9 protein-coding genes are annotated in these 13,238 nt (G+C 41.6%); 6 read left to right on the forward strand and 3 right to left on the reverse strand.

The window, feature by feature from the left end:
- Positions 1 to 204: 204 nt before the first annotated feature.
- Both PQO03_RS20060 and PQO03_RS20065 read right to left on the reverse strand, forming a co-directional pair.
- Positions 205 to 3,921 (reverse strand): DUF4347 domain-containing protein, encoded by a 3,717-nt coding sequence (locus PQO03_RS20060; RefSeq protein WP_274152906.1) that lies wholly within the window; start codon positions 3,919 to 3,921, stop codon positions 205 to 207.
- Between the two features lie 326 nt (positions 3,922 to 4,247).
- A complete protein-coding gene (locus PQO03_RS20065; RefSeq protein WP_274152907.1) occupies positions 4,248 to 5,321 on the reverse strand; it encodes a TIGR03032 family protein in 1,074 nt (357 codons plus the stop codon).
- Between the two features lie 255 nt (positions 5,322 to 5,576).
- Here PQO03_RS20065 and cmoB point away from each other — a divergent pair, with 255 nt between their 5' ends.
- The 6 genes from cmoB to tsaB are packed head-to-tail and all read left to right on the forward strand — an operon-like array spanning position 5,577 to position 12,570.
- On the forward strand, positions 5,577 to 6,533 hold the full coding sequence (cmoB, locus tag PQO03_RS20070; protein ID WP_274152908.1) for a tRNA 5-methoxyuridine(34)/uridine 5-oxyacetic acid(34) synthase CmoB: 957 nt from the start codon (positions 5,577 to 5,579) through the stop codon (positions 6,531 to 6,533).
- Complete coding sequence (locus PQO03_RS20075; protein WP_274152909.1) at positions 6,534 to 9,116, forward strand: O-antigen ligase family protein; 2,583 nt, start codon at positions 6,534 to 6,536, stop codon at positions 9,114 to 9,116. It abuts the gene before it with no gap.
- A 3-nt stretch (positions 9,117 to 9,119) separates the two neighbouring features.
- Positions 9,120 to 10,547 (forward strand): methylenetetrahydrofolate reductase, encoded by a 1,428-nt coding sequence (locus PQO03_RS20080; protein WP_274152911.1) that lies wholly within the window; start codon positions 9,120 to 9,122, stop codon positions 10,545 to 10,547.
- Positions 10,548 to 10,574: 27 nt separating this feature from the next.
- A complete protein-coding gene (locus PQO03_RS20085) occupies positions 10,575 to 11,477 on the forward strand; it encodes a thiamine-phosphate kinase (protein WP_274152912.1) in 903 nt (300 codons plus the stop codon).
- The gene (gene tsaE, locus PQO03_RS20090) at positions 11,474 to 11,896 is read left to right on the forward strand and encodes a tRNA (adenosine(37)-N6)-threonylcarbamoyltransferase complex ATPase subunit type 1 TsaE (RefSeq protein WP_274152915.1); all 423 of its coding nucleotides are present in this window, start codon (positions 11,474 to 11,476) and stop codon (positions 11,894 to 11,896) included. Before PQO03_RS20085 ends, tsaE begins: the two co-directional genes overlap by 4 nt.
- Positions 11,893 to 12,570, forward strand: a complete 678-nt coding sequence (tsaB, locus tag PQO03_RS20095) for a tRNA (adenosine(37)-N6)-threonylcarbamoyltransferase complex dimerization subunit type 1 TsaB (RefSeq protein ID WP_274152916.1) — start codon at positions 11,893 to 11,895, stop codon at positions 12,568 to 12,570. The genes tsaE and tsaB overlap by 4 nt, the downstream gene beginning before the upstream one ends.
- Positions 12,571 to 12,622: 52 nt before the next feature.
- Here tsaB and PQO03_RS20100 read toward each other — a convergent pair whose 3' ends face one another.
- Complete coding sequence (locus PQO03_RS20100) at positions 12,623 to 13,123, reverse strand: RDD family protein (protein WP_274152917.1); 501 nt, start codon at positions 13,121 to 13,123, stop codon at positions 12,623 to 12,625.
- Positions 13,124 to 13,238 lie beyond the last annotated feature (115 nt).

A 13,238-nucleotide genomic window follows, 5' to 3' on the forward strand; every position in this document is an offset into this window, starting at 1 on the left:
ATAGTCGCTAATAGCTTAAGCTCTTCTTATTATCAGCTGAATCAGGCCTCCTGCTTTAACTTCGAATTTTCTTAGAAACCCCTGGGCTAACCTTTTCTATATCCGCTTCTCTTCTGCCAGCGTAAGTATTAAGCAAGAGATCTAAAGAAGTCACGGTTGGTTTCATCCACTGCCGTTTACTACCCGCTCGGTCAGCTATTTTTTTCATATAAAACTCACCGCAATATCAGTCTGAATCTGGACTTCTGCAAAAATAGCTCCCACATTATATGAATAAAGAGTATAGCCACTATCTGGACCTGTAACTATATCCGTAGAAATATAATCACCACTTAAGCCATCAATTGTCACTGAATCTGAACTATTACCATCTATTTTCATAACAGATCCACGATCAGAGTATTCTGCCATAGACCGTAAATCTAAGCCTAAAACATAATCTGTATTATTTCCAGTCTGCATATCTATCTTTTCAATGCTTTCCAAACGGTTTTCGATATTTGTTAAATCCAAACTACCATTATTATCCATATCGAGACGAAGTGTATCATAACCCGAGCCACCATCTATTTTCTCAAAAATACCCGAACTTATCTCTATCGTATCATCGCCTGCACCTGCACTTACCGAATCGAGTATGCTAACATCAGAAAATATATTATTACTAGAATCTCCTACAAAATTATCTTTAATAAAAACTCCATCACCACTTCCAGAAGTATAATTTGTTATCTCCGCAATATAATTGCCACCAAAAATTAAATATGTATCACCTGCACTCGATCGTGTCAATACATTATCAGGATCAATATTACCAGTGACAAAGTACTCCCCTATCAGAATATCATCAAAACCATCGCCATCGACATCTCCGGCATAATCAACTTCTGCGGCCTGTGCTTCAGTATCATGAATCCCTTCAAGTATGACACCATAAAAATCACCATCTTCCAAGCTATAATCATTGGGTAATGCACTTCCGAAAATTAAATAAACTTTTCCCTCTAAATCCACAGATAAGTCATCATAAGGCCCTGAACTCGCAAATAGTATATCATCAAAACCATCGCCATTTACATCTCCCACAGCAGAAAGCTCGAGCCCCGCATAATCACCCGCTCTTTCACTCTTAATCAAGATTCCCGTACCATTATCCGTAACTGTCGTTGGATCGATTTCATTTAAATTAGTCTCAGATATAGTTTCGCTACCAAAGATGACAAATATATTGCCTTTCTCATTATTTGTGTATGTATACTTACTTTCGTCATAATCATAAACAAAATTAATCGCTTTGCCCGGAGAACCTAGCAGTATATCAGCAAAGCCATCTCCATTGAAATCGCCTGCCGAACTCACATCACTACCCACCATTTCTAAGCCATCAGTATTGCCTTCAGTATCCTTCCCAAAAAGCTTAAAGCCATCCTCAGAGCCTAATGACCCTAAGTTTAATGCACTAGAATTCTCGCTACCAAAAATGACATAGGCGGCGCCAAAGCCTTCGCCTCTCTCACCATAAACATAATCCGCATAAGGGGCTCCGATAATAATATCATCAAAGCCATCACCATTCACATCTCCGGCTTCTGCCACTGAATAGCCTGCAAAATCACCCGCACTCCCACCTTGTATCTCTAAAAAATGCGAGGAGTTACTTTGTGTCAAATCTAAATCAGTAGTATAATCATCATCGCCGTATACGACATAGACCGCTCCCGACCGACTACCATTCGCATCATGTAAATCCGCACTTATCAAAGCATCGGCATAACCATCGCCATTAAAATCACCTGCACTTGTCACTTGCCAACCCAGGTCATCATTGGCAAACTCACCTTTAATAACGAAACCTAGGTCATTGGTAACCAAGTTTGCAAGATCTAAATTATTGAAAGCTGTCTCTGTTTCTGTTCCGTAAATCACATAAGCTGCGCCAGAATTATTGACGGCGCCATCCGCATTCCTGGCTCCTAGCGCAAAGTCATCTATGCCATCGCCATTAAAGTCGCCAAGGGCACCAACTTCCGCAAGTTTATCACCGTTAGCAATGCCATTTATTTTGACTCCTATATCGCCATTATTGTAGGTTTCATCTACATTCGTTAAATCCGTGTAATCAAGATCATCTGCACCAAAAATAAGATAAACGGCACCGCTGTCGGAGCTATGATAGGCTGACCCTATAAGGAAATCATCAAAGCCATCGTTATTAACATCTCCCACTCCTTCTATATACTCTCCGGATCTATCGCCAGCAACTTCACCAAAAAAGTCCACGCCTCTTATCTCGTCATCTGTGGCACCTCCAGGAGCCCCGGGAAGATCTGCATCCACAAAACCATCCAATTCTTCCACTGCGTCAGAAGCTACTGCTTCATCCACAACGGCCTTAGGTGTTGCAAAAGCATTGAAGTTTTCATCATCTCCGCCAGAGTCAGTAATGTTTTCACCATCAATTGGCGAGTTGTCGACATTGATTACTCCAGAATCAACCGCATCCAAAGTATCACTACCATCACCAGTATTGTTACTTGCTTGAGGATCTCCATTTTCATCTACGACAAAATTGCCTTCAAAAACCGAATTGCTAACATTTATAACAGTATTATTATTTTCTGAATTCAGGGCACTACCTTGTTCACCTGAATTCCCCACAAAAGTAGAACTATTTATATTAGTTATTCCACCTTCAGCATTAATAGCTCCACCTTCCGTATTATTACTATCTCCTTCCGTTACGGAATTATCGGTAAAACTACTAGCCTCGATCGTTAATACACCAGGTCCATCTTTATCTATCGCTCCGCCATCATCTCCTGCTGTATTTGAATCAAAATCGGAACCCACTATGACCATCTCTACACTTGAACTGTGAGTCGATATAGCTCCACCATCATCGCTTGCTTCATTATTAGTGAAATTAGAATTCAGAATAACTAATTCCCCTAGATACACATCTAGAGCCCCCCCATTGTCTCCCGAATTGTTATTATTAAAAGTAGTATTTTGAATTAAAAGATTACCATCTTCCATTTGAATTGCACCACCATCGTCATTCGCAGTATTACTATCAAAAATACTATTTTTTATAATGACATTCCCATCACGCATCTCGATTGCACCACCATCACCACCATCACCCGAATACGCATTCCGAAAGACAAAACCATCAAAAGAGGTCGTTTCATTCGAGGATAAATCTAAGTCGAATAACTGCGCATTACCAGCACCATCAAAAACTACTTCTCCCCCACTACTATTAACAAATAGTACACTCTTGTCAAGTATTATTTCACTACTAAAATTGATTGTCACTGCGCTATTAAAAACCAGTGTGTCACCATCATTAATATTATTATTAATGAAAGTATTAAGGTTGTTTGATGTATTTCCCCCAGTGTACTCAACCTGTGCCAACTTTAACTGAAATTGATCATAAAAACCTTGGTCAAATAACTCCACTGCTTCAATCTCTCCAAGATGATTTTCCAATTCGCTATCACCACCATATTTAGCTGCACCAGTCACATCGTCAGAAGCCGCCACATCCATTCCTGTATACCCTGCTAGGGATTCTAAAAATACCGTTTCGCCAGCCATATCACAGCCATACACCAATAAATCCGCGCCATCTGCACAGGCAGCCTGCCACGAATTCAATTCTTGCTCATAGGCATCGACATTATCCTTACCCAAGGACTCGCGTCCCAGACTCAATGAACCATTTTCGGCATGGGAAAAAAGGTGAATGGCTTTTAAACCGGTAAAACCTTCCAGGAAATCACTGATCTCAGCTAAGGCACCTTCTTCACCAGACAAGACTTTAACTTCTACGTGCGCAGGTACTGACCCCATAATCTGAGTAAAATTAGGGATTTTGGAATCGATAACTAAAACTTCTGTAACTTCTTCGCTCATATATTTTTCTATATTAGATTTATGCTAAATGTTTGTTAATCATATACTAAAAACCATGTCAAATCAATAAGCTTATACTAAAAAGTACTTTAATAACTTCCTCCCAAAACAGATATCTCAAAAAAAATGAGTTGAATTTAAAGACCTGTAAATCAGCGTAACCACGATAGCTCGCATTTTATACATCTTAAAATCCTATGACTTGGTTTGACTTAGTAAGATAAACACAAAAAAATTAAGATCGCTACTGCGAATACGCTTTTTTATTTGTTTTTCTTAAAGTGAGCCTTTTTGAAAAAGGCTCTTACCGCTTCATAAACATCCTCTTAAGGCGCGATCCTCACCACTCTGCGAATCTCATCTTTCTGAGTACCAACCACATAAGAAGATTTTACTCCCGGCAAGGTGACCACATCGTAAAGCTCATTGATAATTCCATCAATATTTAAGCTATGAGGCAAGGAACCATCACGTAGGTCAATCACTTGTAAGCCACAACGCGCCGTCACCCCCTTTTCAAGTAAACGTTCATTGAGCTCTAGGCCATTAAATGACTTATTATCACGCGGTTGCGACATTCCTGCCACGGCATAATCCCCCGTAAAGGTCAAACCCCTTAAGTAGCCTGGAACAAAACAGATGGGGACAAATTCTTTTTTCTCTAAATCCACATAACCAAACTCACCTTTCCCTGAATTATGCACATAGAGCTTGCCCTCGTACCATCGTGGTGAGTGAGGCATCGAAAGCCCCGAGCACACAATTTCATCTGTCTCAATATCAACAATAACTCCACCATCTCTACGATGCTCTCTCCATCCTTCATTGACATCCGTTTGAGAAATCGCTGAAACATATTTAGCTTTGCCATTTACCATGGCCAGGCCATTTAAATGGCAACGATCTTCCGGCGCTAATCGGCTCAACCATTTCGGCTTCCAATAGGGCTTAAAGCTATACCCTTCTTCTAAAGTAGCTACACAGCCAAATAAGCAGTTAATGAAATAGAGTTTCCCATCATCTGCAACTGCCATGTCATGAATATCTAAATCACCCGTTGTCCACGATCGTGTGGGCAAGTAAAGTTTATCATACTCTTTATCATGAACCTGCCCCTTTTCCAAAATGTTATCAAACTGCCACAACTGCCACAGAGAACTAAGATATAAGCGATCATTTGTGTCCGTACACAAGCCCATGACACGATTAAACGTCCGTTCAAAAACACTTAATTTTCCATCGCTTTTTGTACCGATAAAGAAAAGTTTTCCTGCTTGATAGGTACTAAAAGAAAAACTACAGTCCTGATCACTCATCCAACTCATCCACTGACGCGAGGCATTAATTTCCAGTTTCTTTTCTTGACTTCTCACTTCATTCGAAAGGTTTTTCTTATCCATCATAAAATCTTTGGCTATATTTTTATCATAATTGGAAGGCGTTAATCCATATTCATTATATTAAGTCAATAGACTAAAGCAAAATGAATTAGCCGTCAATTATATCCTTCTGCACCTTAAAACAGTCATTTTTATAAATCATACCATTAATTAAGTACCCTCACTGCCTTTTCCTTCATTTATAAATCAGAGAAATAAATTTTACTTTGTGGATGCAGGCCTTAGAGTGCTAAAATTAAATTATTTAAGTAAACCATGACTGACTACCTCGATATCTACAAAGACGAAATTGATTGCGACGCGATTCGCGAACTTCGCAAAGAGCCCACACGTATAATGAACTCCAAGGGCAACAAGCCTTTACTGGAGCTCATTGAACAACTCCCCGCATTAAAATTTGAGGATAATGACTTTACCAAAAAAGCGGTTCGCTTTGGCCAAAAAGAAGATTTAACCGAAAGCCAAAGAACTGAACTAAAAGAACAACTCAAACAACTCATTCCCTGGCGCAAGGGTCCTTTCGATATTGCTGGAATTGAAATGGATACAGAATGGCGCAGTGACTACAAGTGGGACATGCTCGAAGGCTACTTACCCGACATGAAAGGCCAACGCATTTGTGACATTGGTGCAAATTCCGGTTATTATATGTATCGCATGCTAGCGGATGAACCAGAATTCATCCTCGGCTTAGATCCCACCGTAAAGTATTTCCTACAGTTCCAAGCCCTACAAAAACTCACTGCCGAAAACTGCTTGCATTACGACGCCTTTGGAATGGAGCATCTCACTCACTTCCCCAAGTTTTTTGACACAATATTCTGCATGGGCATACTCTACCATCATCCCGATCCTGTAGGCATGTTGCGGATTATGAATCAAAGCATGAGATCTGGCGGCGACATCATCATTGAAAGCCAAGCCATCCCTGGCGACGATCATGTCGCACTCTTCCCAGACGATACCTATGCCTTAGTCAAAGGCACCTATTTTGTACCAACGGCTAATTGCTTGATTAACTGGCTCAAAAAAGCTAAGTTTGTCGATATCGAGTTTTTTCACTCTCACCCCATGAGTTCAAATGATCAGCGCAAAACGGAATGGATGCCCTTCCGTTCCTACGAAGATTTTGTCAATGAAGAAACCGGCTTAACTGTAGAGGGTTACCCTGCTCCCATTCGCATTTATTTACGCGCCAAGAAAAAAGCTTAAATGATTAGGGCTTTATCCAGTGTCAAGGCGATCGAAGCCCCTTTCTTTAACTGGACGCTTGCCCTGCTTCTGCTTTTCGGTTTTCCACTTGCTATTATCGCCCCCCAAGGCCTAGCCCTAGATTCTCAAGAAGTGCTCAAGTTATTTAACGCCAAAAACTTGGCTTTAAATGGCTTTCGCTTTCATATACCCGCCATTGCGATCTCCGCATTTTTAAGTTTCTCCATACTGATCTCTTCGAGTCAATTTAGAATTAAAAATAGCCTCGAGAAAAAGCTTATCATTTTTGCCTCTATTTTTCTTGGCACCACACTCATATCGGCTTACATACACAAATCTAGCCCTTTCGAAACTCTATCAATGTGTGCTTTTGTGCTCGTCCCTTTAGCTATCTCGCAATTCCCAAAATCACATAATCCTCTACCGATATTTATGGGCCTCTATTATTGGATAAATATCACTTTCTATTTCTTTTTGAGTTCTCCCACGGGAATTTCTGCCAATAAAAACTGGCTCATTGCCGGCATCGTCGCAAGCAGCCCCTGGGCCATTATCTTATTGCGTAAATCGCTCTATAAGTTCCTTTTTTTACTCCCAAAACAAATCCGCAATCCCCTTTCAAGCTTACTCGCCCCGCTCTTGGTCTGGCTCATAACTTTCAACTGCCTTATGCGCTTAAACTCACGCGCTTCTTGGCTGGCCTTCTCATTAATTCTCTGCTACTTTTTCTATCGTAATTTTAGTAGCTTGTATAAAAAACTACTCTTAACCCTGCTCTGTATCATTTCACTTACGAGCATTTATTTCTTCAGTACAAATTACAACAAGCTCACACACAATGAGCTTCGCCCACTTTTATGGCAAGGGACTGCAAAAATGATTGAACAAGCGCCTTTGCTTGGCTCTGCAGGCCCAGGTCAGTTTAACAACACCTTCCCCGAGTTCCGACTCCCTGCCCAACTCATGCTACCCATTGCAGCCCCAAATAGTTCTCATCCTCACAATGAGCCCCTACGTATTGCGAGCGAAATCGGGCTTCCTGGCTGCCTTGCGCTCATTTGTTTTTACCTGCTAGTTTTCAAATCTACTGGGCGTAAAAACTACGCTAGCCTTCACGCCGTCTTAGTCTTAGCTTGCTGTAGTTTATTTGATAAATTATTAATCGAAAATGCGACCTGCTTACTCTTTCTGATTAACATGGGACTCTTGCTCCCCACACAAAATCAAACACGGACTCCGAGTCAAAAAAAACTACTCCCCTTCAAGCGTACACTAGCAATGCTCATTATCTGCCTGGGATCTTTTATTGCTATCAATACAACAAAGGCATCTTGGTTTTATCGACTGGGCTTCAATGACCAACACAGAGCCTTATTCAGCCTAGATGAAAAACAAAAAAAATCTTATTGGGATAAATCTTTTCAATCCTATGCAAGTGCAGCCGTACATGCCCCCTACAACACCAACTATAATTATCATGCCGCTAATGCCGCCCTCATGGGTTTGCGGAATGAGCAAAAAGCAGCACCATTTCTTAGTAGCGTAATTGAACGCGCACCCCAGTATATCAATATCAATCGTTTACTCTCTTACTATCAAGAGCTGCACTATTATAAATCTCAGAACCCCAAAGATAAATCTCGCTTTTTAAAATTAGCTATACAAGCAAATGCCAAAGAATTACAAGTGAATGGCATGCGACTAAGCAATATTAGTGATGGCCTACTCTTTGCTCTGCGTCATCAATTCATCCCCTTGGCATTTCAGACTCAAAAACTCTTTAAAACTCAATCCGTTCGACTGGCTAACTACCTCTTCCCAAAGGAGCTCAAACCCACCCTAGATCAATGGTCACAAGCACTTAGCAAAGACGATCAAGCACAAGCGATTACCTACGCGAATCAATTGCATCAGATCAAAGGCTTGCGCTACATTGATCCACTCTATATCCAAAGCGCTCCTCCGTCATTCAAAAAAACATCCCCACTTGACCCCAGTAAATTCACCAAGGCTGATTTCCTATTTTGGCGTGAACTCATTGCTCTACGCAAAGAAATGGATCAACACAAAAGCTTTGTTGCCTTTTGTCAGCATCAGCTCCAAAATATAGAACTCAATAAGTCCCTCTCTTTTTATTCCCCAGAAGAAGTCTTAATAAAGCAGAAAGCCAATCCCATTGCTCTCTTAAGCTTTTTTGCTCAATGCGCAAATATTCTTGGACGTCCGCATCTCATTCTCGAAACTGCACAAGGAGAAAGCTTTATTCTCATTCAAAATGGCGAGAATTCCATCTTTATTAACGCTCAAAAAAAACACCTCAACATCATCCCCCACCAAAGCATTAGCTCACTTCTAAGCAAAAAAAAGTTGAAAAGTAGCTTTTTCTGTTCTCCTCAGTCCTTTTTCTCTGCGAATACCTATCTCTTTTCCCTTTACAATTCGCAGTTCAAGGAGCAAAGTATATCTCTTAATACTCCTTCACTCAACTGGATGGTAAGTAAACAAGCCTTAGGTAATAATCCTGCTCTCAAGATTCGCACCGAAAGTTTTTATCACTTAGCTCAACAAATCAAAGATTTTTAGTTCATGACTCAAGATGACGAACAGTTAAATATTAATTTTAACGAAAGCAACCCCTTCCAAGATGCACTTGCTGGCGGAAAATTCTCAGTGATTATCGAACTTGCCCCTCCTCTAGAAGGAGAAGGCGATAGCGACAACATGTTTACACTAGAAAAAATTGCCGAAGAATGCTCGCGACACCAAGAAATTGTCGGGGTTTCAGTGAGCGATCGCACGGATGGCCCCACACATATGTCGTCTTCGAAATTAGCTGAACGTCTAAGTCGTATTTCCAATAAACCTGCCATCTCCCACATCAGTGGACAGGGACATGACCAAGCCAGCTTTGAAGAAGAAGTTGCCAGTGCAAGCTCCGCGGGAATCAACAACCTTTTACTCCTTAGTGGCACCTTAAAAGAAGGCGAAGATAAGTACTTCGAAAGTACAGAACAACTTAGATCCTGTTCGGCCAAATGGGCTAAAATCAATACTGGCGCCGCAGTCAATCCCTTTAAATACTCTGTAAATAGTAGCTTTGCTCAATACCTTAAAATGATCCAAAAAATCAACTCTGGCGCAAAATTCATCACCACTCAAGCAGGCTTGGATATGAGAAAATATGATGAGGTGCTCCGCTTTTGTACTCATCGCGAAATTACCGTGCCTCTTATTGCGCGCCTTTCACTCATCTCCCACGACTGTCTACCCATGATTACCAATCTCCAAATGGAGCCTGGCGTCCCCCTCTCTCGTGAAATATCCTCTTTGATCCTACGTGAGCTCAACGAGGCCCAAGACCATTCTTCCTTTATGAATATACAGTTGCGCCGACTCTGTCTACAAATTAATGCCTGCGCACTCATGGGTTATAGTGGTGTACAAATCAAAGGTATTAAAAACGCGGTTGAACTCCATCAAGTCATGATTCGGATGAGAACTTGCATGGAAGAAATCATCAGCCTCGAACAATTTTACCAAGAATGGGATACACTCAATCAATCCGTCTCATTCTCCCCGGGAAGTAGCATCCTCCAATCATTGCCGAACCAAGATATCAAGAGCTCCAATGTCGCTCAAACTGGCACTTATTATATTTATAAGAAATCAGAAATGCGTCCCGTCGATGAATCCTTATCGAGTGATAATACTGATGACTTAATCTACGCTGAATTTAATCACCCCTCAGAATTTGAAGTGTTTCGTACTAAACTCGCGAAAAAACTCAATCTTGATGAAAAAGACGGCTCTATTGCCCGCCTTCTCAAAAAAACCTTAACCGGTGTTTCTGGTAATGGCCCTGCAGACTTAGTAAAAACTCAATTTACTGATTTGAGTACTTGCCCAAAAAACTTATCCATGGCAGCTGTGGCGGTAGCACAAGTACCGACCTTTGCGAAGATGGCAAAAGCAATTGCATTCATCTCGAGCGCATTGGCATGGCCGCATCTCTAAATCAGCTTGATCTCCTGGAGCATCCAAGTGACTGAGGATGATTTCCTAAAAGATCTCTTTTCTAAACTCCCCACCGGCGACTCTAATCTTACGGTCCCAAATGGAGATGACACTGCCGCTTTTCGTTCCACTACTGGCATGCACACACTTATTGCCTGTGACCAACTGATTGAAGGCCGTCACTACCTCAGCGACACTCCCCCCAAAATTTGTGGTGCAAAACTATTAAAAAGAAACCTAAGCGATATCGCTGCTATGGGCGGAATACCTAAATACGCCGTCCTAAGCTGCAATGTCAATAATGATTGCCCCGAGCAATGGCTAAAAGATTTTCATCAAGGCTTACTCGACTGCGCACAGCAATACAATGTGCAACTCATTGGAGGTGACTTAGCCTCTAGTCCTGGCCCCAATGCTTTTAGCTTAACGATTACCGGAGAAAGTTCGCAACCGATACAACGCAGTGGCGCAGAAGATGGCGACCTCCTTTTTGCTACGGGTGAATTCGGACTCTCCTTCCCAAGTGAACACCACTTACATTTTACTCCTCGCATTAAAGAAGGGCAGTTTCTTGCGAACTTCGCAAAAGCCATGATTGATTTGACTGATGGCTTACTACTCGATTCTCAGCGCCTCTTAAACGCCTCCAAACAGACCTTAGATCTTCAGCTCTTCAAAGAACTAATCCCCCCCCGCTCTCACCACCAAGAACTCGCTTCTTTTCAAGAAATCCTCACTGATGGTGAAGACTATGAACTCATTTTTGCGATTCCCGCTAATCGTGAAATCGAACTCCAAAACAGCTGGCCCTTTGAGACAAAACTTAGTAAAATTGGAGAGTTCAAAAAAGGCACTGGAAAAATCTACGATAACGAGCACCTTCTCTTAGATATACATACAAATAAAGGCTTTGATCATTTCCAATCATGATTTCTAATTCTGAACAAGAAACCGCAACTATTGCTGCGGACTTCGCAAAAACGGTAAACTGCCCAAGCGTCATCACTCTCTGTGGTGACTTAGGCGCAGGAAAAAGTTGCTTTGCTCGTGCTTTCCTACAATCGCTAGGCGTTAAAGGCCCTATCACTAGCCCTACTTTTAGCCTCGTTAATTTATATCAAAGCGAAAATGGCGTGCAATTAGCCCACATGGATCTTTACCGTTTAGAAGATGATGAACAAGCCTACCAAGCAGGCATTGAAGAAATATTGCACGACTCAAACACCATTTCATTAGTAGAATGGCCTGAGCGCCTTTCTTGGATGCTCCCCAAAGACATCCTCCAAATCAAGATCACTCACCAGAGCGAAACTAGCCGACTCATTGAACTCCCGGAATCCTCCTTATGATTGCTTTACTCGACACCGCAACTGACACCGCTGTTTTTGCACTCATGAAAAATGGCGAAACACTTTTTCACGCTGAAAAAACAGGACGCTTCGGCGCCTCAGTCATCTTACCTAAAATGATCGAGTCTGCAAGTGCACAAGGCCTCAATATGGCCGATGTAACTTCGTGGCTAGTCGGCAAGGGCCCAGGAAGTTTCACTGGTACCAGAGTGGGCATAGCCTTTGCCCATGGCCTTTCAACTGGCTTTGGCACACTCATGAAAGGATCTAATAGTGGCTACACTTTCCTCGATCACGCTCTTAAGCAAAACTCCGAGGCAAAATCAATTGCAGTCTTACACGATGGCCGTAGAGATGAAGTCATTGTCAATATTTTTCAATTGAAAAACCAACAATGGATAGCCGTCGAAATATTCATCTGTAAAATTATTGAGATCGCCGAGAAGACAGCTTCCATCGATGCTTTGGTAAGCCCCATGCCTTTCGAAAAACTAAGTGAAGTCAATCACTCTAGTCAAATCATCTGTGATGTGAAGCCTCACATCCAAGGCTTATGCAGAGACCAGAGCATTGAACCTAGTAATGCTAGTGACGAAGCCCTCGGTCTTCATCCCATTTATGTACGCCCTGCCGTTTTTGTCGAGCCGTTAAAAACGCGGAATCCGCAAATATAAAAGCCTGATGGAATCTACCAGGCTTTAGTATATAAATCGCTTTTTGATTTTATTAAATGGCGACTACTTTTGTCCCACCTGCATAATCATGGCCACAGCGCTTGGCTCCACCAAAGATAATGAGGATATTGATCATCGATAAGATTTGCCCAATTACAGGAATAAGACCCAGAAAAAAGTAAACTGAGTAACGCTTAAGTAGCGGACCGCTCAATCCAGCAGGCTCTCCATCATTCATCACAATTTTTGTTTTGACAACTTTTTTGCCAATGGTCTGGCCATTGCTAGATAAAAACTTAAAATTAATCAGCACAAAGACGATTATACCTACAACTGTGATACCCGCCGTATAGGCGAAGCTCGGCTCACGCCCCTCTGTTACACCATCAAAACCACCAGTGAAGTACATCAGTGGCAAGGTCACACAACTCATAATGACTCCATCTATTAGAGAACCCATAAAACGCTGACTTCGTGACGCCAAATTAAAATTGATATTGCTATCATCCAAAACCTCTGCCTGAGGTGCCGCATAAATATTGCTTTCTTCCATTTTTCACTCCATATATTATTTCTGTAATTAGAACTACTCAACATGATCGCTCTAATTAAAAAGTCTTGCTCTAAGTAATTTAGCTCGATAAAAATTCATCCAAGTTTTATCTTTT

The organism is Lentisphaera profundi, from assembly GCF_028728065.1.
Taxonomy (GTDB): Bacteria; Verrucomicrobiota; Lentisphaeria; order Lentisphaerales; family Lentisphaeraceae; genus Lentisphaera; species Lentisphaera profundi.